Annotated in this window: 23 protein-coding genes; 14 read left to right on the top strand and 9 right to left on the bottom strand. The window is 32.3% G+C overall.

Annotation, left to right across the window (positions count from 1 at the left end):
- Positions 1–26: 26 nt before the first annotated feature.
- Both lepB and ACODSB_RS17655 read left to right on the top strand, forming a co-directional pair.
- On the top strand, positions 27–1580 hold the full coding sequence (gene lepB / locus ACODSB_RS17660; protein WP_488938016.1) for a signal peptidase I: 1554 nt from the start codon (positions 27–29) through the stop codon (positions 1578–1580).
- Positions 1581–1674: 94 nt separating this feature from the next.
- Positions 1675–2289 carry a WbqC family protein gene (locus tag ACODSB_RS17655; RefSeq protein ID WP_488938015.1) on the top strand — a complete coding sequence of 205 codons (615 nt, stop codon included), beginning with the start codon at positions 1675–1677 and terminating at the stop codon, positions 2287–2289.
- Here the strand turns inward: ACODSB_RS17655 and ACODSB_RS17650 are convergent.
- The 7 genes from ACODSB_RS17650 to ACODSB_RS17620 all read right to left on the bottom strand — a co-directional run bounded on the left by ACODSB_RS17650 (position 2286) and on the right by ACODSB_RS17620 (position 8935).
- Positions 2286–3338 (bottom strand): endonuclease/exonuclease/phosphatase family protein, encoded by a 1053-nt coding sequence (locus ACODSB_RS17650; protein ID WP_488938014.1) that lies wholly within the window; start codon positions 3336–3338, stop codon positions 2286–2288. The two genes, ACODSB_RS17655 and ACODSB_RS17650, sit on opposite strands and share 4 nt — an antisense overlap.
- Positions 3339–3354: 16 nt before the next feature.
- On the bottom strand, positions 3355–4218 hold the full coding sequence (locus tag ACODSB_RS17645) for a rhomboid family intramembrane serine protease (protein WP_180860653.1): 864 nt from the start codon (positions 4216–4218) through the stop codon (positions 3355–3357).
- A gap of 45 nt (positions 4219–4263) precedes the next feature.
- Positions 4264–5013, bottom strand: coding sequence for a rhomboid family intramembrane serine protease (locus ACODSB_RS17640; RefSeq protein WP_053472393.1), 750 nt, complete (start codon positions 5011–5013; stop codon positions 4264–4266).
- A complete protein-coding gene (gene mutL, locus ACODSB_RS17635) occupies positions 5010–6938 on the bottom strand; it encodes a DNA mismatch repair endonuclease MutL (RefSeq protein WP_488938013.1) in 1929 nt (642 codons plus the stop codon). The genes ACODSB_RS17640 and mutL overlap by 4 nt, the downstream gene beginning before the upstream one ends.
- A 175-nt stretch (positions 6939–7113) precedes the next feature.
- Complete coding sequence (locus ACODSB_RS17630) at positions 7114–7491, bottom strand: hypothetical protein (protein ID WP_488938012.1); 378 nt, start codon at positions 7489–7491, stop codon at positions 7114–7116.
- Between the two features lie 6 nt (positions 7492–7497).
- The gene (gene ribH / locus ACODSB_RS17625) at positions 7498–8070 is read right to left on the bottom strand and encodes a 6,7-dimethyl-8-ribityllumazine synthase (RefSeq protein ID WP_053472396.1); all 573 of its coding nucleotides are present in this window, start codon (positions 8068–8070) and stop codon (positions 7498–7500) included.
- 85 nt (positions 8071–8155) lie between these two features.
- Positions 8156–8935, bottom strand: coding sequence for a tetratricopeptide repeat protein (locus ACODSB_RS17620; RefSeq protein ID WP_053472397.1), 780 nt, complete (start codon positions 8933–8935; stop codon positions 8156–8158).
- A gap of 391 nt (positions 8936–9326) precedes the next feature.
- Here ACODSB_RS17620 and recF point away from each other — a divergent pair, with 391 nt between their 5' ends.
- From recF to ACODSB_RS17560, 12 genes are all read left to right on the top strand, one after another.
- On the top strand, positions 9327–10406 hold the full coding sequence (recF, locus tag ACODSB_RS17615) for a DNA replication/repair protein RecF (RefSeq protein WP_053472399.1): 1080 nt from the start codon (positions 9327–9329) through the stop codon (positions 10404–10406).
- Between the two features lie 136 nt (positions 10407–10542).
- Positions 10543–11220 carry a DUF2461 domain-containing protein gene (locus tag ACODSB_RS17610; protein ID WP_488938011.1) on the top strand — a complete coding sequence of 226 codons (678 nt, stop codon included), beginning with the start codon at positions 10543–10545 and terminating at the stop codon, positions 11218–11220.
- A gap of 157 nt (positions 11221–11377) precedes the next feature.
- Complete coding sequence (locus tag ACODSB_RS17605; protein WP_488938010.1) at positions 11378–12427, top strand: glycosyltransferase family 4 protein; 1050 nt, start codon at positions 11378–11380, stop codon at positions 12425–12427.
- 30 nt (positions 12428–12457) lie between these two features.
- On the top strand, positions 12458–13228 hold the full coding sequence (locus ACODSB_RS17600; RefSeq protein ID WP_488938009.1) for a hypothetical protein: 771 nt from the start codon (positions 12458–12460) through the stop codon (positions 13226–13228).
- 153 nt (positions 13229–13381) lie between these two features.
- On the top strand, positions 13382–14485 hold the full coding sequence (locus ACODSB_RS17595; RefSeq protein WP_488938008.1) for a pyridoxal phosphate-dependent aminotransferase: 1104 nt from the start codon (positions 13382–13384) through the stop codon (positions 14483–14485).
- 90 nt (positions 14486–14575) lie between these two features.
- A complete protein-coding gene (gene murB, locus ACODSB_RS17590; protein ID WP_256636016.1) occupies positions 14576–15589 on the top strand; it encodes a UDP-N-acetylmuramate dehydrogenase in 1014 nt (337 codons plus the stop codon).
- 38 nt (positions 15590–15627) lie between these two features.
- Positions 15628–16128, top strand: a complete 501-nt coding sequence (locus tag ACODSB_RS17585; protein ID WP_488938007.1) for a hypothetical protein — start codon at positions 15628–15630, stop codon at positions 16126–16128.
- Between the two features lie 179 nt (positions 16129–16307).
- Positions 16308–16922 (top strand): FMN-binding negative transcriptional regulator, encoded by a 615-nt coding sequence (locus ACODSB_RS17580; RefSeq protein WP_488938006.1) that lies wholly within the window; start codon positions 16308–16310, stop codon positions 16920–16922.
- A gap of 84 nt (positions 16923–17006) precedes the next feature.
- The gene (locus tag ACODSB_RS17575) at positions 17007–18113 is read left to right on the top strand and encodes a glycosyltransferase (protein WP_053472406.1); all 1107 of its coding nucleotides are present in this window, start codon (positions 17007–17009) and stop codon (positions 18111–18113) included.
- A complete protein-coding gene (locus tag ACODSB_RS17570) occupies positions 18104–18655 on the top strand; it encodes an RNA polymerase sigma factor (RefSeq protein WP_053472407.1) in 552 nt (183 codons plus the stop codon). Before ACODSB_RS17575 ends, ACODSB_RS17570 begins: the two co-directional genes overlap by 10 nt.
- A gap of 157 nt (positions 18656–18812) precedes the next feature.
- A complete protein-coding gene (locus tag ACODSB_RS17565) occupies positions 18813–19649 on the top strand; it encodes an energy transducer TonB (RefSeq protein WP_488938005.1) in 837 nt (278 codons plus the stop codon).
- A 182-nt stretch (positions 19650–19831) separates the two neighbouring features.
- A complete protein-coding gene (locus tag ACODSB_RS17560; RefSeq protein ID WP_488938004.1) occupies positions 19832–20212 on the top strand; it encodes a PH domain-containing protein in 381 nt (126 codons plus the stop codon).
- A gap of 57 nt (positions 20213–20269) precedes the next feature.
- On the opposite strand, the gene ACODSB_RS17555 is transcribed toward ACODSB_RS17560, so the two are convergent.
- Together ACODSB_RS17555 and ACODSB_RS17550 are read right to left on the bottom strand one after the other, a co-directional pair.
- Positions 20270–21127 (bottom strand): M48 family metalloprotease, encoded by an 858-nt coding sequence (locus ACODSB_RS17555; RefSeq protein ID WP_488938003.1) that lies wholly within the window; start codon positions 21125–21127, stop codon positions 20270–20272.
- Positions 21128–21326: 199 nt separating this feature from the next.
- On the bottom strand, positions 21327–22202 hold the full coding sequence (locus tag ACODSB_RS17550) for a M48 family metalloprotease (RefSeq protein ID WP_488938002.1): 876 nt from the start codon (positions 22200–22202) through the stop codon (positions 21327–21329).
- Positions 22203–22327: the final 125 nt, after the last annotated feature.

Below are 22327 nucleotides of genomic sequence, written 5' to 3'. Positions count from 1 at the left end.
GAATTTGAAACTTAAAATACTATATTATGACTCTTTACTCTTGGTTCGTATTTTTCTTAGCTGTTCAAATTATTCATTTCGTTGGTACTTGGAAATTGTATCAGGCAGCAGGGAGAAAAAGCTGGGAAGCGGCAATTCCGGTATATAATTCAATTGTTTTAATGAAAATTATCAGCCGACCAACCTGGTGGACATTATTACTTTTCATTCCAATTATTAACTTGATTATGTTTCCGGTTATTTGGGTTGAAACACTTAGAACCTTTGGTAAAAAATCAACTTTAGATACTATTTTAGGGATTTTCACTCTTGGCTTTTATATCTACTATGTAAATTACACACAGAAATTAGAATACAACGCTGACAGAAAATTAACTCCTGAAAACAAAACAGCAGATACGGTAAGTTCTTTGCTTTTTGCAATAATCGTTGCAACTTTAGTACATACTTATGTTATCCAGCCTTATACAATCCCAACTTCTTCCTTAGAGAAATCATTATTAATTGGAGATTTCTTATTTGTAAGTAAAGTAAATTATGGCCCTAGAGTTCCTATGACAACTGTTGCATTACCAATGGTCCATGACTCTATTCCATTAACAAAAAGAAAATCATATTTAAGCTGGCCGCAACTGCCATATTTCAGACTTCCTGCTTTTGAACAAATAAAAAGAAATGACATTGTAGTATTCAACTGGCCGGTTGATACGGTACATTATTTTTATGAACCAAAAGGAAGACCGGGCGTTATTAAGCCAATCGATAAGAAATCAAATTATGTAAAAAGATGTGTTGGTATTCCTGGCGACAGTTTATCAATTAAAGACGGATTTGTTTTCATTAACGGAAAAAAACTTATTTTACCGGAAAGAGCAAAACCTCAATATTCTTATTCTGTAGCTTTAGATGGAAAAACATCTATTGATTTTGAATCTTTATTTAAAGAATTAGACATTACAGATCCTGCAGGTTTTAGAACTGAAAAAAGGGATACGCTTTATTTTAGAGCTTTAACCGAAGCAAGTGCTGAACGTTTGAAAAATACTCCGGGCGTTACTGCTGTAAAAAGAGAAATTGACAAAGGAAATGACAATGCGATTTTCCCACATATCAACAAATGGAATCAGGATAATTTTGGTCCAATTTATATTCCTGAAGCTGGTAAAACAGTTGCTTTAACCAATACATCACTTCCGTTTTATAAAGAAATCATCACTAATTATGAAGGAAATACTTTAGAATTAAGTGGTTCTAAATTTATCATAAACGGTAAAGAAACTAACACTTATACCTTCAAACAAAATTATTATTGGATGATGGGAGACAATCGTCACAACTCTGAAGATAGTCGTTATTGGGGTTACGTTCCGGAAAATCACATCGTAGGAAAACCGGTTTTCATCTGGATGAGCTGGGATACTAACGGAAAAGGTATCAACAAAATTCGCTGGAGCAGAGTTTTCACTACTGTTGACGGCGAAGGACAACCGCAGTCGTATTTCAAATATTTCCTAATTATTCTTGCACTATACTTTGTTGGAGAATTCTTCTGGAGAAAAAGAAAACAGAATAAAGCATAAAAAATAAAAAATGTTATTTTTGTTTCAGGTTTCAGGTTTCAGGTTCTTTGCGAACGTGAAACTTGAAACCTGAAACTTTTAAAACAAAAATCAAATGAATTCCTTATTACTTCCTACATATTTTCCATCCATTAGCCATTTTGCAGTTATGGCTCAATCTGAGAATATAACTTTTGAAATGGAAGATAATTTTCAAAAGCAGACCAATAGGAACAGAACTTATATCTATAGTCCGAACGGAATTCAATTATTAAACATTCCTGTTAAGCATTCTAAATCTGCACATCAGAAAACAAAAGATGTTTTGATTGAAAACGAATTTGACTGGCAGAAACAGCATTTTAAATCCTTAGAAGCCGCTTATAGAAGTTCGCCATTCTTTGAGTATTTTGAAGACGATATCGTGCCTATTTTCGAAAAGAAACATACTTTCCTGATGGATTTAAACATGGAAGTTTTTGATATCGTTACAAAATGTCTTCGAATGAAAATAGAATTTGGCAAAACGGCTGAATATTTTCATGAAGTAGAAAATATTTCTGACTTCAGATATTTGGCAAACGGAAAAAAAGATCAAAATTCATTTGAAAAATACACTCAGGTTTTTGATGACAAACATGGTTTTATCAACAATTTAAGTGTTTTAGATTTACTTTTTAACGAAGGAAAATTTGCAATGGATTATTTAAAAACTCAGAAAATAATCTAAAATTGATCAATCGAAAGTCTGGTCATTATTGGGTAATGATCGGAATTTTCAAAATCAGAAAAGCTTTCAAACTGCTTTACTTTCATTTTAGTATCGGTGAAAATATAATCGATTCGGGCTGGATAATACTTAAATTTATAAGTAGCTCCAAAGCCTTCTCCTGCTTCTTCAAAAGCATCTTTAAGTTTTCCCTTAATATTTCGGTAAACGTATGAAAACGGACTGTTATTCATGTCTCCGCAAATAATAATTGGGTATTTGCATTTTTTTATATGCTCCTTAAAAATTTCAGCCTGCTCCTGCTGCTGCGTAAAACCTTTACTGATTCGGGCGTAAATACGCTGTGATTTCTGTTGGTTTACCTTATCAATGTCATCAGAAATCTCACTTACGTCAGGAGAAATTTTAATGGACTGCAGGTGCATATTATAAACACGAATAATATCTTTCCCGCGTTTAATATCAGCATAAACTACATTATTATCTGATTTAGGAAAAATGATGTTTCCTTCGTCAATAATAGGAAATTTAGAAAAAATGGCCTGACCTGTCTTAACCTGATTTCCTTCAATAAAAATATAGCGGTGCGGATACACTTTTAAATCTAAATGCGCCGAATTTGAATATTCCTGAACACACAAAATATCAGGATCTTTTTCATCGATAAATGTTTTTATATTTTCTGGAATATCATCGCGATCCAGCCATTTAAAAACATTAAAAAGACGCACATTATAACTCATTACAGAGAAATCCCTTTCGTCCTTCACATATTCTTTAGCAGAGAATTTATAGAATTTGCTGATAAAGGTAATTCCGGTAAGCAAAACCAAACCAGATAAAATAAGGCGTTTTTTGAACTGAATTGCCCAATATAAAAAGAAGAGTCCATTTGCTACAAAAAAGGCTGGCATGAACAAAGTAAGCACCGATAACAGCGGAAAGCTCTTAGGTGCTAAAAACGGCAAAATATAGACACTAAATGTGAGCACAGTCAGTACTATATTCAAAAAGAACATTATTTTATTAAACCACGAAAGGTTTTTCATATTTTCTTGCTAAGGATTATTTTCCTGCTTTAAATAAAAACTCTTTTTCTTCTTTTGTCAGACAATCGTATCCCGACTGGCTGATTTTATCTAAAATCTCATCAATTTGCTGCTGTGTTTTGTCTTTTGTAACAATTCTTGATGTAGCTTTTTCTGTAGGTTTTTTGTAATTTTTATGAACTTTTGTAAATGGGGTCGTTGGGGATTTTCTAAAAAGATTAGCAAAGAAATCTAATATTCTAGAAACAATAATACTTAAATCTGTTCCGTTTTGAAGCAGTTTAATAAAGATAAAACCAAAAAATGCTCCGGCTAAATGCGAAATATGTCCGCCCATATTTTCAAGGCGCAGCTGCATTAAATCTAAAAGTAAGATTACACCTGTAATATGCCAGAGTTTGACATTTCCAAAAAGAAATAACCTAACATTCATTAAAGGCTGATAAGTTGTTGCAGCAACTAAAATTGCCATAATAGCGGCCGATGCGCCAACTATTGAAGCAGAAGTTCCTAAAACATAAAAACTCAAGGCAAATACAATTCCTGAAAAAATTGCGCCTAAAATATATAATCCTAAGTATTGTTTTTGAGTAAAGAAGGTCAGGAATAAATTGCTTGCAAAGTTTAAAACCATCATATTAAATAACAAATGCAAAAATCCGAAATGAAAAAATGCATACGTTAAAAATGTCCAGGGCTTAAACACGAAAACCTGAGGATCTGATGATAATGCAAGCCAGTTTGGAAAAACAAACTGACCGGTAGAAAACTGATAGAAAAAAATTAGGGAAATAAGAAAACAAGCGATGTTCCAATAAATAACCTGCATCGCAATGCCGCCCAATTTATATTGAAGTTTTAAATCGTCAAGAATATTCATAAAGTCTTCTTTTGGTTTTTAAATTTAATCAATTAAAGTTAAAAATTAATTCCATCGATTGTTATTAAACTGGTTTTTTTTCCAGTACCACATAATCAAAAATCCAAACAAAGCTCCACCAATATGAGCATAATGAGCTATTCCTGAATCTATTCCCATAAAAGAACTTCCAAAAATCCCAAAAAAACCATCAAATAAAAGCATATAAATTGGTACAAAATATTTCGCCTTTATCGGAATAGGTATAAACAAAATTCCAAGTTCGGCATTAGGAAACATAAAAGTAAATGCTACCAGTAAACCGTAAATAGCACCAGATGCACCTACAACAGTTCCCAAATAGGCATTCGTGAAATGCTTAAATTCTGAAGCTGTCAAAATCTGCTCCCATCTTGTATCTATTCTTCCACTATTTAATAGATTAAGAATATCCGCTTTTTGATAACCATTTGCCAATAGAATATTTAAACTATCTTGATAAAAATAATAATTAACAGCAAAATTTACTAAAGCAGCTCCCAGTCCGCAAGAGATATAGAAAAACAAAAACTTCTTTGCTCCCCAAAAATGCTCTAATGTTGACCCAAATGAATACAATGCAAACATATTGAATGCAATATGAGCAAATCCGCCATGCATAAACATATGTGTTATAGGCTGCCAAACTTTAAATCCTGGGTTTTCCGGAAAAAAGAGGGCGAAATATTCGTAAGAAACTGGCACTAACTGAGCACCAATAAAAAATATAATATTAATAATTAGCAGTTGTTTAACTACTGGAGTCATGTTCATCATAAGGCAAACTTTTTATCTATATCTTCAACACGCATGGTAATGAAGGTTGGTTTTTGAAAAGGTGAAATATTAGGATCTTTGCAAGCAAACAGACCGTTTACTAAATTGTCTTGTTCTTTTTCAGTTAAATAAGATCCTGTCTTAACCGCTAAACTTTTTGCCATCGATTTGGCAATAGTATCATTTTGACTGTAACTGCTTGCCGGAATTCCGTCTTGCAAATCGCTTAGTAATTGTTCAATTACAAGAGAAACTTCACTTTCGGTAATGTTTACCGGAATACCCGAAATTACAATGTGATCTGTTTTGGCTTCTTCAAAAATAAATCCGGTTGTTTCTAACGAAGGTTTTAATTCTTCGATTAATTTCATTTCTGTAGAAGAATAAAATAAATCTAAAGGAAAAAGCAATTTCTGACTTGAAGCCTGATTCACAGTCATGTTCAACAAAAATTGTTCGTATAAAATACGTTGATGCGCGCGTTGCTGATCAACGATTATCATTCCTGATTTTATTGGCGAAACAATATATTTTTTATGAATTTGATATGTTTTTTGAGTTGCCTGTTCCACCTCATCATCATTAAATAAAGAAGATGTTACTTCTTCGTTTTCGAATGTAAAAGGCGAACTTTCGATACTTTCAGCATTTTCTACGTCTAATCCAACATACAAACTTTCCCAGCTTACTGTTGGTTCTACTCTTTTTGAGTAGCCAGAATAAGACGAAGATGAGTTTGAAGAGGAAGAAGATCCAGAGCTATAACCAGAACTTGATCCTGAACCCGCTTTTGCATAATGCTGATTGGTTTTATCATCTGTAAAAGGATTAAAAGTTCCATCAACCTGAATCGTTGGCACTTCTGCTTCTACATCTTTATAATGATAAGGCGTATCTAAATTTGAATCTCTGTCAAAATCTAAAACCGGAGCGACATTAAACTGCCCTAAACTATGTTTAATCGAAGCTCTTAAAATAGCATATAAGGCTTGTTCATCATCAAACTTAATTTCGGTTTTTGTGGGGTGAATGTTGATATCGATTGTATTTGGCGGCACTTGCAGGTATAAGAAATAACTTGGTTGAGAGCCATCTTTCAAAAGTCCGTCGTAAGCAGCCATAACTGCATGATGCAGATAACCGCTTTTAATGAAACGATCGTTTACAAAAAAGAATTGTTCTCCCCTGTTTTTCTTGGCAAATTCAGGTTTGCACACAAATCCCTGAACATTTATAATTTCTGTATCTTCATTTACAGGAACCAATTTTTCGTTGGTTTTACCAGACATAATTCCAACAATACGCTGGCGATATCCTGCTGCTGGAAGATTATACAATTCGCTTCCGTTATGATAAAAACTAAAATGAATATTTGGATGTGCCAAAGCTACACGCTGAAATTCATCCATTACATGGCGAAATTCAACTGTATCTGATTTTAAGAAATTACGACGTGCCGGAATATTAAAAAACAGGTTTTTAACGGCAAATGATGTTCCTTTTGGCAAAACAGCCACTTCCTGCGAAACAAATTTACTTCCTTCAATAACAATATGCGTTCCTAGTTCGTCTTGTTCTTGTTTCGTTTTCATTTCCATGTGCGCGATTGCCGCAATAGAAGCTAAGGCTTCGCCGCGAAAACCTTTGGTAGCAAGTGAAAATAAATCTTCGGCCTGACGAATTTTTGATGTAGCGTGACGTTCAAAACACAAACGTGCATCTGTAACGGTCATTCCTACTCCATTGTCAATAACCTGAACTAATGATTTGCCGGCGTCTTTTATAATCAATTTAATATCAGTTGCCTTTGCATCAACAGCATTTTCTAACAGCTCTTTTACGACTGAAGCGGGTCTTTGAACCACTTCTCCAGCAGCAATTTGGTTAGCAACGTGATCAGGAAGTAATTGAATAATACTCGACATTGAAAATTTTAGATTGTAGATTAACGATTTAAGATTTTTGATTTAAATCTAAACCAAGCAGCACAAATTTAGTGAATTTCTACTGGCTTTTTGAATATGTGAAATCATAAAAAAAACAAAAAACCTATACTATTGTGACACAGTATAGGTTTTAATATTTTTAAAACAAATGTGTTTATTCTGTAATATAAAAGTGATTTCCTAGTATATCTTTTAATCCCACTAAAACCAGCCAGACAAAAGTTACAAAAAGCAATATTCCATATCCGGGTTTTAGACGACCAAGAGTCATATAAACAAGAAAAAGAGCAAATATGAATGAGCTTATACCAACTATAAAGAGAAAAAATCTGTTAGAATCTTCTTCTCTAAATTCATTAATAGCAACTATTACGATACAAACTGCATAAACCAAAATAAACATACTTATTGGAGAATCTGAAGAATCTGGATAACGTTCTAATATATTAAAAGAACTCCAGAAAATAAAAACACTTAACAGAATTCTAGAAATTGCCCAAAAGACTCTTGTTTTACAGAAAAATTCATCCATAGATATTTATTCGTTCTCTATCTTTCTTGGAGAATCTTCTATCTGAAGCGCTCCAGAAGTTAATAAAGGCTGATTGAAAGCATGTGAAATAGAGGCCTGCTGGCGAATATATGCCATTTTTATAGCAGCAATTGCAGCTTCGGTTCCTTTGTTCCCGTGAGCGCCGCCGCTTCTGTCAATAGACTGCTGCATGTTATTATCTGTTAAAACACAAAAAATAACCGGAATATCAGTTTGAACATTCAAATCTTTAATTCCCTGCGTTACACCTTCACAAACAAAATCAAAGTGTTTTGTTTCTCCTTGAATTACACATCCAATTACGATTACTGCATCGACATTTTGTGTCTGAAGCATTTTTTTTGCACCATAAATAAGCTCAAAACTCCCTGGTACATTCCAGCGAATAATTTGCTGCGCAGGAACATCACAATCAACAAGTGCATCAAAAGCGCCATTGTAAAGTCCTTCTGTTATAACATCGTTCCACTCAGAAACAACAATCCCAAATCGAAAGTCTTTCGCATTTGGGATTGTGTTTTTATCGTATTCTGATAAATTTTTATTTTCGGTAGCCATCTTTTATATTTAAGATTTTAGAATTTTGATTTCAGATTGTAAAAATACAAATCTAAAATCTAAAATCTGAACTCTAGAAATTTTATTATTGCGCTAATCCAATCAAGGCATCAACAGCACCAGCTTCTGGAGTTGCATCGAAGTTGTCTTTAATATCGTTTAGATATTTTAAAGCGTCTTCTTTTTGACCTAAAGCGATAGCCGTTTTAGCAGCTTTTAGCAAGAAACGAGGTGTTGTAAAATCGTTTTTGTTAGCTTCAGCAGCTTTTACATAATAATCTAAAGCTTCTTTTTGATTGTTTTTTTGAGAGTAAGCGTCTCCAATTGCTCCTTTTGCTAAAGCGCTTAAGATTAAATCATCTGATTTAAATTCTCCTAAATACTTAATAGCATCGTCAAATTTACCCGTATTTAAATATGCCATACCAGCATAGTAATTTGCTAAATTTCCAGCGTCAGTTCCAGAATATTCGTCAGCGATTTTCACAAATCCAAATTTACCTTCAGATCCGTTTAATGCTAATTTATATAATGAATCACTTGCAACACCATCAACAGCTTTTTGAAAGTTCTGTTGTGCAACAAACATTTCGTTTGCAGCTTCGTCTTGTTTAGGATTTTCAATAAATTTTTGGTAAGCCAAATAACCAATAGTAGCAACTGCAATACCAGCAACTAAACCAATAATGATTTTTTGATTTTTAGCAACCCAATCCTCAGTTCTTGAAGCAGTTTCGTCTAATTTAGAAAAAACACCAGCTGTTGTGCTGTCTTTTTCGTCAATGATTACCTGTTGTTCTTCATTTACTTCTTTAACTTCCTTCTCTTTTGGTGCTTTATATCCTCTTTTATTGTAAGTAGCCATTTAAAATTAATTTAGTGAACGGCAAAAATAAAATTTTTCTTGAAACTGTGGCATAAAAAATCAAATTTATCACTATTTTAAAACAAATATTTTTAATAACGCTAACTCCTTTCGCATCAGCACCAAAATAAATCAACTTGAAACGTACCAAAAGTCCTTTATATCGATAATTTTCGATAATTTGCACCCTCAAATTTTTGATGATTTCAAATACCACTTTTTTGGGCTAAACTATTTTTTTGCCACTGATTTCAACGATTTACACAGATTAAAGAGTCTATGTAAAAAAATCTTTTTAATCATTTTATCCCGATAGCTATCGGGAGTGACAGAAAAAAGACAGCGAATTAATAGAAAAACATCAAATTTTACTTTTTATAGTTTCTTAAAAATGCATTTAAACAAAATTTCTTTATTCAATTATAAAAATTTCGCTGAAGCCAGTTTTGATTTCGACATCAAGATCAATTGTTTTGTTGGAAAAAACGGAATTGGAAAAACCAATGTTCTGGATGCCATTTATCATTTGGCTTACGGAAAAAGTTATTTTAATCCGCTGGCGGTTCAAAATATCAAACATGGAGAAGAATTTTTTGTTATTGATGCCGAATTAGAAAAAAACGACAGAACAGAACAAATTGTCTGCAGTTTAAAGAAAGGTCAAAAGAAGGTTTTAAAAAGAAACGGAAAGGCTTATGATAAATTCTCCGATCATATTGGTTTTATTCCGCTGGTAATTATTTCTCCGGCCGACCGAGATTTAATTGTAGAAGGAAGTGAAACACGCCGTAAATTTATGGACAGTGTTATTTCGCAGTTAGATTCGACTTATCTGCATCAGCTTATTCAATATCAAAAAGTCATTGTACAGCGAAATGCGCTTTTGAAATATTTTGCACTCAATCATACTTTCGACAATGATACCTTATCTATATATAACGAGCAGTTAAATGAATACGGAAAATCGATTTTTGAAAAGAGAAAGGATTTCCTGGAACAATTTATACCTATATTTAATATACATCATCAAACTATAACGGGTTCTGAAGAAACGGTTCAGCTGGTTTATGAAAGTCATTTGTTTGAAAAAGATTTATTGACCCTTTTACAGGAAAATATCAATAAAGACCGAGCTTTACATTATACAACTTCTGGAGTTCATAAAGATGATTTATCTTTTGAAATTGATTCTCATCCCATAAAAAAATTCGGCTCGCAGGGACAGCAAAAATCCTTTTTGATTGCGTTGAAACTGGCTCAGTTTGAGTTTCTAAAAAAGCAAAGCGGTGTAAAACCTATTTTACTTTTTGATGATATTTTTGATAAACTGGACGAAACCCGTGTTGCCAAAATTGTCGAAATGGTAAATAGTGAAACTTTTGGACAGCTTTTTATTTCAGATACACACCCGGAAAGAACCGAAGCGATTGTAAAATCGACGCATCAAACTTATAAGATATTTAATTTGTAAAGTTTTTTTGCCACTAATTACACGAATTTTCACGAATTAAAACTTTGTCAAAGTTGAGCGATAAGCAATTAAAAAATTAGTGTAAATTCGTGTAATTAGTGGCGAACTTAAAACAACTGCAATAAAAACACATAATATGCTTACGAAAGAATCATTGCAATTTTTAGACGATTTAAAAAAGAACAACAATAGAGATTGGTTTCAGGAAAATAAAAAGCGTTACGAAATCTTCAAAAAAGATTATCACCAGTTAGTGAGCGATTTTCTGGACGTAATGAAACCGCTTGATCCTTCGCTAGAATTATTGGAGGTTAAAAATTGTACTTTTAGAATTAACCGGGACATTCGTTTTTCTAAAGATAAATCCCCTTATAAAGCACATTTAGGTGTTTGGATGTCGGCTGGCGCAAAAGGCGCAAATCGTTCGGGATATTATGTTCATATTGAAAAAGGGGCTAGTTTTATAGCGGGCGGATTTTATTCACCTGAAGCGGAAGATTTGAAAAAAGTCCGCAAGGAAATTGCCTTTTTTTATGACGATTTAGAAGCTATTTTGGCGGATAAAAATTTTAAAAAAGAATTTGGAAGTTTAGATGTAAATGAAAATAATTCTCTTAAAGGTATGCCGAGAGGTTATGAAAAAGATCATCCGGCAATTGAATTTCTAAAACTGAAAAGTTTTACTGCGACTCAAAAATATGATATTTCTGAAGTGACTCAAAAAGATTTCGTTTCAAAAATGAGCAAAAAACTGATTGCTCTAAAACCTTTAAACGAATTCATAAATCGTGCTTTAGACACTGATGAATCTTAATTTTATCTGCCACAGATTTCACAGATTAAAGTGATTTTTTTCGCCACGAATTACACAAATTAGCACTAATTTAATTAGTGAAAATTCGTGTAATTCGTGGCAACTTCAATCGTGAATCATTTAATCCGTGAAATCTGTGGCAAAAAAAACTCATTTAATGAAAAGAAAAATACTTTTTCTTGGAGAATCGTATCGCGCCGATGCTATAACATGGATGAAAGGCCTGAAAGAATTTGGAAATTTTGAAATTATTACCTGGGAACTTCAAACTCCGAGTAATTCAAAACTTAACCGATTCAAACGTATTTTAGAATATTTCTTCGCTCCTGTTTCTATTCGAAAAATAATCAGAAAGGAAAAACCTGATATGGTTATTGCGGAAAGAACTACAAGTTACGGATTTCTTGCTGCTTTATCTGGTTCAAAAACTATTGCAATTGCACAACAAGGTCGAACTGATTTATGGCCGGAAGATTCTGTTTTATATCCATTTAAAAAGTTTATTCAGAAATATGCTTTTAAAAAAACGCATTTAATTCATGCTTGGGGACCAGTCATGACGATTTCTATGAAAGCAATTGGCGTTGACATGAACAAAGTTTTGGTTCTTCCGAAAGGGATTGATTTATCACTCTTTACACCTTCAACAAACCATTCCAATAAAATTGAAGCGATTGTAACCCGTTCGTTGCAACCGGAATACCGACATGATTCTATTTTAAAAGCATTTGGTATTTTGCATCAAAAAGGAATTGATTTTTCGCTGACTATCGTAGGTGATGGAACAAGATTGCAATTTTTAAAAGATTTAACTAAAGAACTGCAAATCGAAAACAAAGTAGTTTTTACAGGAAGAATCCCAAATACTGAACTTCCTAAATTATTACAGCAATCGAATATTTATATTAGTATGCCAATTACCGAAGGCGTTTCGGCATCATTATTTGAAGCTATGGCTTGTAATTGTTATCCTGTTGTTTCTGATATTGCGGGAAATCAAAGCTGGATTACACATCGTGAAAACGGACAGTTAATTAAAATTGATAATGTTGAGATGCTTGCCAATGAATTAATCTGGTCTTTTGAGAATCCTGAATCTCGAAATGAGGCCATTATTCGAAATAGAAAATTTGTAGAAGAAAATGCTAATTACGATATTAATATGAAGGTTATTGCTGATAAGTATCATGAATTGCTGAACAAATAAAATCTTATTTCTATATAAATCACAAGATAAATGAGTGGATATTACAACTATTATAAAGTCGACAAGAATAAAACATCCGTTACATTATTATCAAAACTGAATGATATAAAATTGCAACCTAAACAATTATATCATTTTAAAGACAAACAAATTACCAACTTCAGAGATTATGTAATTGAAATAACCCAAAATTCAATTTTTACAAAAATTTCATTTGAACAATTAATTTTCAAAGTAAAAACAGATTTTTACAAAATTAACCCTTCTGAATTTGAGGCAATAATGGATTGGGTACATAAATATTATAATGATAATGAAGACATTGATAAATTTCTTATTGAATTAGGCTTAGAAGAAATTGAATCCTTTAACACTAAGTTCGAAAATGATTTATTCTTTTTTGGTATCAATGGTATAAACAACTACTATAGTACAATTAAAAAAGACAATTTTTGGAAAGAATTAGATACTCTTTCAAATGCAGAAGAAATGAATTTAGTATTAGATTTTTTAACCTTCTTAATGATTAAGTTTATAATTTCTAGCACAGAAACTAATACAAAAGAACAATTTGAATCAATAAACAAGCTAGAAAGTGTAGAAGGGAAAACAGAAATAAAAGAAGCTGCAGGTTTATTTTTTGAGACTTTAAAAGATATGAATAGTGATTATTCAAAAATGTACAGTGATTCAATTCATTATTTCAGCCAAAATGCAGAATCTCTTTTATCAAAAATAGAAGATTTCCAAGCCGGTATAGCAAATTATAATGGTGCAATTTTTATAGAAGCCTGTTTTTAACAAAAAAAGCTTTCAGGCATTCACACAATAAAAACCAAGCTTAGCGAACTTTGCGCAAACTTTGCGTCTTTGCGGTAAAAAGCCTTAGTAACTTTTCCTCAATTTCAACGACATATTATTATAACAGATTGTGTAATTTAATTCTTAAGTAATATGAATAATAGAAGAAATTGGTTAAAACAAGTAGGTTTAGGCACAATAGGATTAGGTTTAACTTCATTTGAAACATTTGCAAATCCTTCGTTAGAAAATTACATTCCTTTAGATGTAGACAAATCTCTTATATTATTACGATCAAATGAAAATCCCTATGGTCCTTCTCCACTCGCTCGTGCCGCCATGCAAAAAAGCATCAATAGCAGCAATCGATACGGTTGGAATCTTTCGGGAGAATTAATTTCTCTTATTGCAAAAAAGAATAATGTTTCTGATCATAATATTCTATTAGGTGCCGGTTCAACAGAAATTTTAGATTTAGTTCTTCAACATACTGCTTTAAAAAAGGGAAATTACATACTTGCCGAAACAACCTTCAACTATTGGACATTTCCTTCTGAAAAATTAGGAATAAAAAAAATCACGGTTCCGTTAACTGCAGACAAAAAGCATGATTTAGCGGCAATGTTAAAAGCCATTGATTCAGATACAAAAATGATTTATATCTGCAATCCCAATAATCCAACTGGAACAATATGCGATCACGAACAATTGGTTTCTTTTGTAAAAGAAGCATCTAAAAATGCCATTGTTTTTGTAGATGAAGCTTATATCGATTTCACAAAAGAGCAATCACTAAGCAGTCTTGTAATGGAAAACAAAAATTTAATTATCACTAAAACTTTTTCAAAAATGCATGGTTTAGCCGGCGCACGTATAGGTTATGCCATTGCGGCTTCAGCAACTATTGACGAACTCAGCGTTTTAAAATCATCTCCAAATTTATCAGTTAGTGTGGTATCAACAGCGGCTGCTATGGCATCCCTAAATGATGAAAAATTTATCAAGGAGGTTTATTCCTTAAATGAAGAAGTTAAGAAATATACGATTGACCAACTTACACGGCTTAACTTAACCTGTATTCCGTCTTATTCCAATTTTATTTATTTTTCTCTTGAAAATTATAAAAAGGATTACTTTAAACAATTGGAAGCCAACAGTATTGAAGGAACCAAAATCTATGAAGAAAACGGAAAATGGACGAGAATTACTATTGGAACAATGAAAGAAATGCAGCAATTTATTGAGGCAATAAAGTAAATTCGCTTAAAAAGACTTTCTGATGTCAAAACTCAATTGAAATAAATTATAATCCTTACTTTTGACCTCAGATTAAAAAACCTTTTACACATGCATATCCAATCCAATTTTTCTTTAAAAAACTACAATACTTTCGGTATTGAAGCTAAAGCCAAAAAATTTGTCGCAGTACATTCTGTTGAAGAACTGAAAACTATTTTAGAAGAAAACAAAAACGAAAAGAAATTTATTCTTGGCGGCGGGAGCAATATGCTTTTAACAAAAGATATTGACGCTTTGGTCATTCATATCGATTTAAAAGGAAAAAAAATCATAAAGGAAGATGATGATTTTGTTTGGGTTGAAAGTCAGGCTGGGGAAACTTGGCATGATTTCGTACTTTGGACAATCGACAATAATTTTGGCGGATTAGAAAATATGTCTCTAATTCCGGGAAATGTCGGCACAACTCCGGTTCAAAATATTGGCGCTTACGGAACTGAAATCAAAGATACTTTTGTTTCCTGTGAAGCAATAAACATCGAAACTCAGGAAATAAAAACTTTTACCAATACTGAATGTAATTTCGGTTATCGCGAAAGTATTTTTAAACACGAAGTAAAAGATCAATTTATTATTACTTCGGTAATTTATAAATTGACAAAACGCAATCATAAAATCAATACATCTTACGGAGATATTTTAGCTGAACTGGCTAAAAACAATATTTCTGAACCTACTTTAAAAGATGTAAGCAACGCTGTAATTGCTATCAGACAAAGCAAATTACCTGATCCAAAAGAATTAGGAAACAGCGGCAGTTTCTTTAAAAACCCCATTTTATTGAAATCTGATTTCGAAAAAATTCATCAAAAATTCCCTGAAATGAAGTTTTATGAAGTTTCACCAACCGAAGTAAAAGTTCCTGCGGGATGGCTTATTGAACAGGCAGGTTTTAAAGGAAAACGTTTTGGCGATGCGGGAGTTCATAAAAATCAGGCTTTGGTTTTAGTCAATTACGGAAACGCAACGGGTCGGGAAATTTTAGATGTTTCGAAACAAGTGCAGCAAACCGTTTTCGAAATCTTTGGCATTCAAATTGAAGCTGAAGTAAATGTTATCTAAAAAAACTCAGACTTTACCAGCTTACCAACCAAACCTTAATGAAAGAATTAAATATCAAAGTTATCTTGCTCCAAATATTCGGATTGATTTTCCTGATAAATGGTATTCTGCAGCTTAGATTTTACACCGTATCGGAAAAAATCATCTGGGCAGAAACACATTCCCAATATCAACATTCTCAATATTGGGACAAATTATTACCCACAAATGAAGGCATTTTCAACTTTTGGCCCAGCGTATACGTTTGGATATTTTTAGGTTCATTAATAGGTATTTGCACACTTGCTTTTATAAACTGGAAAAGTAAACTTTCATCACTTAATACAATTATAGTGGCAATTGTATTGTACATTCTTTTAAGGGTTAAGTTTTTCAGAAAAGAAATAATATCCCAATTATTCCGTCCCATCAGAACTTTTTGCTCTGATGATTTTGGAACACAATGCCTGATCGAAGGCGTAATTTTTACTTTTATTGGAGTTACTATTTTATATCTAAGCGTAATTCAGATTTATTTGAACTCAAAAAAAACGAACTGAATTTTATATTGATGATTAAAAAAACTTCCTTATAAATTAACACATCAAAAACCGAAAAAGTTACAGAAAGTACCTTTGAATTATCCGCAAATCTTTATCTTCGTTTTGAAAACTTTAAGAACCCATATTGATGCTGAAGTGAATGCATCACAAAGAAATCTTGAAAATAAATTCTCAAAATGTACACACCTGAGCTATATAAAGATGAAGATCCGGAATCAATCAGAACTTTTTTAAAAGAGAATAGTTTTGGGATTCTGATCAATCAGACTAACGGGAAATTATGTGCCACGCATATTCCGATAGAACTGGAAATTAATGCTGATGGAAAAGAAATCCTGCAGGGACATATTTCTAAACTGAATCCGCAAGCTGAAGGTTTTGCAGAAAACGATCAGGTTTTGGCCGTATTTACAGGTCCGCATAGTTATATTTCATCCTCTTGGTACGATCATGAAAATGTACCAACATGGAATTATATAGCCGTACATGTTTATGGAAGAATTAAGATTGTAGATTATACTACATCTGTAGAACAGCTAAAAAAGCTTGTTGATAAATACGAAGCAAATTCTGAAAATCCTGTTCGTGTTGAAAATTTATCAGAAAAAACGATGCGCGAAGCCAGAGGGATTTTTGGTTTTGAAATAGAAATTGGTGAAATTCAGGCTACCAAAAAATTGTCTCAAAACCGCGATGATCATAATTATAAAAACATAATTTCGGAACTGGAAAAAACAGAAAACCCTCAGTCTATTGCAATTGCAAAAGAAATGTCAAAGTGCCGAAAGTAAATTGATATTAAACATTGAAAATTAGGAATTCATAACTACCTTTGTTCTCGCAAAATTTGGAACATTAACAGACATTAAAACCATATGCTTATAATTTTACTTTACTTTTTTATTGCTATTGTTTTTATTCAGCTTTTCTATTATTTAGGAATTTTTGGAAAATTTGCTTTTGCTAAACCTCAAGATGTTACGCCAAAGAATATTCCGGTTTCTGTTATTGTATGTGCAAAAAATGAAGAAGAAAACGTAAAGAAATTTATTCCTTTATTAGCAGAGCAAAATTATCCTGATTTTGAAATTGTTTTAATAGACGATGCATCAAGTGATGAAACGCTTGAAGTATTTGAAGAATTTGAGCAAAAATATCCCAACATTCGCCTTGTTAAAGTTGAAAACAATGAAGCTTTTTGGGGAAATAAAAAATACGCTTTAACTTTAGGAATTAAAGCAGCAAAAAAAGATTACTTACTTTTTACAGATGCAGATTGTTATCCAACTTCAAAAGACTGGATTACATCAATGACTTCACAATTTGATACAGAAAAAACTATTGTTTTAGGTTACGGAGGTTATGAAAAAATAGAAAATTCTTTATTAAATAAAATTATTCGTTTTGAAACCATATTAACTGCTGTTCAATATTTTTCGTGGGCAAAAGCCGGACTTCCGTATATGGGAGTTGGACGAAATTTAGCGTATAAAAAAGAGGAGTTTTTTAATGTAAATGGTTTTATTGATCATATTCAGGTTCGTTCCGGCGATGATGATTTGTTTATCAATCAGGCGGCAAACAAATTAAATACTACAATATCGTATACGCCGGAAAGTTTTACTTATTCAAAACCAAAAGAATCTTTTAAAGACTGGTTTACACAAAAAAGAAGACACGTTTCTACGGCTGAGCATTATAAGTTTTTTGATAAATTTCAATTGGGACTTTTCTATTTTTCACAATTATTTTTCTTTTTATCAGTTATAATTCTGCTGGCGTTTCAATTTCAATGGATTGCTGTTGTAGCAATTTTAGCAACACGTTATACTGTAGTTTGGACTGTAATTGGTTTTTCTGCAGGAAAACTCAAAGAAAATGATATTAAAATTTGGTTTCCAGTATTAGAAATTGTGCTTATTGTAACACAAATTAATATCTTTATAACTAATATTTTTTCAAAACCTGTATATTGGAAATAAATTCTAAAATAGAAAAAGCAAAAAAAGGTGACCAGGTCGCCTTTACTTTTTTATTAGACTATTTCTGGAATGAAGTCTATGGCTTTATGCTTAAACGTACAGAAAATGAAACTACCGCAGAAGATATTACCATTGAAACTTTCTCAAAAGCTTTTGATAAAATAGGTTCTTATAACCCAGAATTTCAGTTCAACACTTGGTTAATTGCGATTGCAAAAAATGTCTATATTGATTTATTACGTAAAAAGAAAACCAATCTTTTTATTGAAATCACTGATACTGAAGACCAACAGGCATACAATATTGCCGACACTACTCCATCTGCAGAAGATGCATTAATTAAAGAGCAAAACCTCTCCCGTTTGCTTTTATGCATCAAAGAATTAAAACCCCATTATCAGGAAGTAATTCAGCTTCGCTACTTTCAGGAAATGTCCTATCAGGAAATTGCTGACAAAATTAATGAGCCTCTAAGCAACGTAAAGGTCAAATTACTTCGTGCTAAAAAATTATTAGCAGAAATTATCGAACGTAATAGATAAATTTATTATCTTTAAGAAAAGAATAAGATATAATCATATTTTTTCTTAAAAAGATAATTTATTCACACACTAAAACAACAACTTCTACGTTGTTTGCTTAAACCCAATTCACTATCGCGTATGATTTAAAGTTACTTAACCTTAAAATCCAAAAATCATGACTAAATTAAGCATCTATGAAAACAAGTGGATCGATCTTGTTTTCGAAAACAAAAACAAAGAGTACGGAGCGTACCAATTACGCCAGGAAAATTCTAAAACAACAGTTACGGCGCTATTTATGGCCTTGTTGTTACTAACCGCCATAGGAAGTGTATCGATGTTGCTTAATAAATTTAGAACAATTGACCCTGTTGAGACTGAGCCTATTCCTATTACGCCTCTTACTTTAACTGATGTTGATCCAATAGTGGTTCCAAAAATAAAGGATCCTGTTGCCCCACCAATGAAATCAACACCACCGGCAGCAACAGCACCAGTAACGTCAAGTCAATTAACAAATCCGGTTATAGTACCTACAGATCAGGCCACACAAACTATCGCTGCTAACGTGGACAATACTCCTCATGTAGACAATGCAGTAGGAACAGATGGACCTGGTACAAATGTATTACCTGGAAATACTGGCGGAGAACCTGCAATTGCTAATACGGGTGATACTGGAACTACGATTGTTAACGTATCAGTTTTAGACAAATTACCAGAGTTTCCTGGAGGAATTAAAAAGTTTTACAACTATGTTGGAAATAACTTTACAAAACCAGAATTGGATGCAGAAAAAACATTACGTGTGTATGTTTCATTTGTAATCGAAAAAGATGGCACAATGACTGACATTATTGTTAAAAATGATCCAGGATTTGGAATGGGAAAAGAAGCTGTTAGAGTTTTAAAATCTTTAAAAACAAAATGGGCTCCGGGAATATTAGCTGGAAAACCAGTTCGTACAGCGTACAATCTTCCAATAACAATACAAACAGGACAAACTGAATAAAAAATAAAATATATAATATAAAAAGAAAAGCAGAATTTAGGTTCTGCTTTTTTTATGGCTAAAAATAACCTTCAGCTTAATTTTTCTTAATCTCTTAATGGTTATAAAACTTTTTTATTCTTCATTTTAGTTATTTTTACAAGATATTTTAAAGACAATTAATCAATTAAAAATAAAAAGAAATGGGAATATTTTCAGCTCTTATGGGCAATGCCGGTACAGTAAGTCAGGAAGATTTACTTAAAAAATACGATCAGCTTTTGACAGATAACGAAGAAATTGAAATGGGTTTTAAACTTATTCGTGATACTTTTATCTTCACCAATAAAAGATTAATTCTGGTTGATGTACAAGGATTAACAGGAAGCAAAACTGAATATAAATCTATTGCTTACAAAAGTATTACGCGTTTTAGTGTAGAAACTGCGGGAACATTTGATCTTGATGCTGAATTAAAAATCTGGGTTTCAAGCGAATTAAATCCAAGTATTGTAAAACAATTCAATAAATCTGTAAACGTATACGATGTGCAAAAAGTTTTAGCACATCATGTTTTAGGGTAATTTAGAAATAAAAAAAACGGCAGATTTAAATCTGCCGTTTTTACTTTATATCAAAAACTATTTTTTCTTCTTAGTAGTCGTTTTTTTCGTTGTTGTCTTTTTAGGAACTGTATTATCGATTTTTTGCTGAACGTATGGTTTGTAAACTCCATCTTTTTCAGCTCTTGCTTTTGCATCATCTGCTCTTTTCTTAGAGTCAGGATGTGAACTCATCATTTGATCGATAAATGAAGCTTCTGCACCTTCACTCATTTTAGCTAAAATCCTAAAAGCAGATTCTTCTGCATTTACATTATAACCGTTTTTCTTTAAGAAGTTATAAGAATATAAATCAGCTTCTGTTTCTTGTCTACGGCTGTGTTTGCTATCGATTAAAGCACTTCCAATTTTTCCTAACTGACTGTCTGTTACTGCAGATATTTTAGCAGATTGTGATGATGCTCCATCAATTAAAGCTTCTTTTTGGTAAGCCGCACGCATTGCATCTCTTGAATCATTATTAGCAACGTGTCCAATTTCGTGACCAATTACAGCTAACAATTCGTTATCATCCATAATATCCATTAATCCTGAATATACACGAACACTTCCGTCAGCGGTTGCAAAAGCATTTACTTCTTTTAGTTTATAAACTTTATAATTTAAAGTAAAACCATCGCCTGCTGTATGTTTTCCAAAAACCCTGTTTAATCGCAAAGTATAACCATCAGTTGCTGGCGCTACCTGATTAGTAGAGTCTAATTTTCTAACTGCTTCTTTAGATAATGCTGCAGCATCTGCATTTGTTAAAGTGAAAGCTGCCACACCTTTTTGAACTGCTCCTATCGCTTTTTCACCAAAATTAATCTGTGCATTCATTTTTGTAAAACCAAATGCTGTAAATATTAGTCCTACTATTATAAATCTTTTTTTCATGTTTTTATAATTACAATTTAACAACAAATGTAAATAACATAAATGCTATTTCATTTCACACAAAGTTTATTTTTTTAACAAATTAAAGATATGAATTTTAAATGAGCTATTTAGCAATATTGTAGGTGTTTCTGATATAACGATCAAAAAAAAACCGGTAAATTCTGTAGAATTACCGGTTTTACTTTTTACACAAAAATTACTTCTTTTTTGTTGTTGTTTTTTTAGCAGTTGCTTTTGCTGGCGCTTTCGTTGTTGTTTTTGCAGGTGCAGTATTTACAATTTTCTGCTGTACATACTCTTTATACAAACCATCTTTTACTGCTCTTTTTTTAGCATCATCGGCTCTTTTTCCAGAATCCGGATGTGAACTCATCATTTTGGTAATAAAAGATGCCTCTGCACTTTCACTTAAATTTTGCAAAATTCTAAAAGCAGATTCCACCGCATTCACATCATAACCATTTTTTTTCATGAAATCATATGAAAACGTATCTGCCTGAGACTCTTGCTTTCTACTGTGTTTGCTGTCGATCATTGCGCTTCCTATTTTTCCTAATTGAGATCCTGTAAGTGTCTCAATTTTTCCTGATTGTGATGAAGCGGCATCTAACAAAGCTTCTTTTTTATACGCAGCTTTAATAGCATCTCTTGTATCATGATTCACTACGTGGCCTATTTCATGTCCAATAACGGCTAGTAATTCATTATCATCCATAATATCCATTAAACCTGCAAATACACGAACACTTCCATCTGCACAAGCAAAAGCATTAATATCTTTTACTAAGTAAACTTTATAATTTAAAGTAACTCCTTCACTTGAAGTATGTTTTCCAAATAAACGATTTAAACGAATTGAATAACCGTCTGTAGCTGCGGCAACAGGATTATTTGCATCCATTTCTGCAATCGATTCTTTCGCTAAAGCTGCAGCATCTGCATCGCTAAAAGTAAATCCTGAAACTCCTTTACCTAAAGCTCCCATAGTTTTATCTGAAAGTATTTGTGCGTTCATTTTAGTAAAACCAAAAGCTGCAAATAAAATTCCTAATACAATAAATTTCTTTTTCATGTCTTTTCTAAACTATTATTAAATTAACAGCAAAAATATTACAGCGTAAATCTTTCATTGTCTAAAAAAGTCAAATTTGCAACAGATTAAGGTTAAATGTGAAATTTTAAAAATATTAGTCTTAC

The organism is Flavobacterium sp. FG68, assembly GCF_057808895.1.
This window is presented reverse-complemented; position numbering and strand designations above follow the sequence as displayed.

What these genes read in the sequence shown, in the direction of transcription:
- lepB (WP_488938016.1), top strand. Translation starts at nt 27, where the DNA reads ATGACTCTTTACTCTTGGTTCGTATTTTTCTTAGCTGTTCAAATTATT.
- ACODSB_RS17655 (WP_488938015.1), top strand. Translation starts at nt 1,675, where the DNA reads ATGAATTCCTTATTACTTCCTACATATTTTCCATCCATTAGCCATTTT.
- ACODSB_RS17650 (WP_488938014.1), bottom strand. Translation starts at nt 3,338, where the DNA reads ATGAAAAACCTTTCGTGGTTTAATAAAATAATGTTCTTTTTGAATATA.
- ACODSB_RS17645 (WP_180860653.1), bottom strand. Translation starts at nt 4,218, where the DNA reads ATGAATATTCTTGACGATTTAAAACTTCAATATAAATTGGGCGGCATT.
- ACODSB_RS17640 (WP_053472393.1), bottom strand. Translation starts at nt 5,013, where the DNA reads ATGATGAACATGACTCCAGTAGTTAAACAACTGCTAATTATTAATATT.
- mutL (WP_488938013.1), bottom strand. Translation starts at nt 6,938, where the DNA reads ATGTCGAGTATTATTCAATTACTTCCTGATCACGTTGCTAACCAAATT.
- ACODSB_RS17630 (WP_488938012.1), bottom strand. Translation starts at nt 7,491, where the DNA reads ATGGATGAATTTTTCTGTAAAACAAGAGTCTTTTGGGCAATTTCTAGA.
- ribH (WP_053472396.1), bottom strand. Translation starts at nt 8,070, where the DNA reads ATGGCTACCGAAAATAAAAATTTATCAGAATACGATAAAAACACAATC.
- ACODSB_RS17620 (WP_053472397.1), bottom strand. Translation starts at nt 8,935, where the DNA reads ATGGCTACTTACAATAAAAGAGGATATAAAGCACCAAAAGAGAAGGAA.
- recF (WP_053472399.1), top strand. Translation starts at nt 9,327, where the DNA reads ATGCATTTAAACAAAATTTCTTTATTCAATTATAAAAATTTCGCTGAA.
- ACODSB_RS17610 (WP_488938011.1), top strand. Translation starts at nt 10,543, where the DNA reads ATGCTTACGAAAGAATCATTGCAATTTTTAGACGATTTAAAAAAGAAC.
- ACODSB_RS17605 (WP_488938010.1), top strand. Translation starts at nt 11,378, where the DNA reads ATGAAAAGAAAAATACTTTTTCTTGGAGAATCGTATCGCGCCGATGCT.
- ACODSB_RS17600 (WP_488938009.1), top strand. Translation starts at nt 12,458, where the DNA reads ATGAGTGGATATTACAACTATTATAAAGTCGACAAGAATAAAACATCC.
- ACODSB_RS17595 (WP_488938008.1), top strand. Translation starts at nt 13,382, where the DNA reads ATGAATAATAGAAGAAATTGGTTAAAACAAGTAGGTTTAGGCACAATA.
- murB (WP_256636016.1), top strand. Translation starts at nt 14,576, where the DNA reads ATGCATATCCAATCCAATTTTTCTTTAAAAAACTACAATACTTTCGGT.
- ACODSB_RS17585 (WP_488938007.1), top strand. Translation starts at nt 15,628, where the DNA reads ATGAAAGAATTAAATATCAAAGTTATCTTGCTCCAAATATTCGGATTG.
- ACODSB_RS17580 (WP_488938006.1), top strand. Translation starts at nt 16,308, where the DNA reads ATGTACACACCTGAGCTATATAAAGATGAAGATCCGGAATCAATCAGA.
- ACODSB_RS17575 (WP_053472406.1), top strand. Translation starts at nt 17,007, where the DNA reads ATGCTTATAATTTTACTTTACTTTTTTATTGCTATTGTTTTTATTCAG.
- ACODSB_RS17565 (WP_488938005.1), top strand. Translation starts at nt 18,813, where the DNA reads ATGACTAAATTAAGCATCTATGAAAACAAGTGGATCGATCTTGTTTTC.
- ACODSB_RS17560 (WP_488938004.1), top strand. Translation starts at nt 19,832, where the DNA reads ATGGGAATATTTTCAGCTCTTATGGGCAATGCCGGTACAGTAAGTCAG.
- ACODSB_RS17555 (WP_488938003.1), bottom strand. Translation starts at nt 21,127, where the DNA reads ATGAAAAAAAGATTTATAATAGTAGGACTAATATTTACAGCATTTGGT.
- ACODSB_RS17550 (WP_488938002.1), bottom strand. Translation starts at nt 22,202, where the DNA reads ATGAAAAAGAAATTTATTGTATTAGGAATTTTATTTGCAGCTTTTGGT.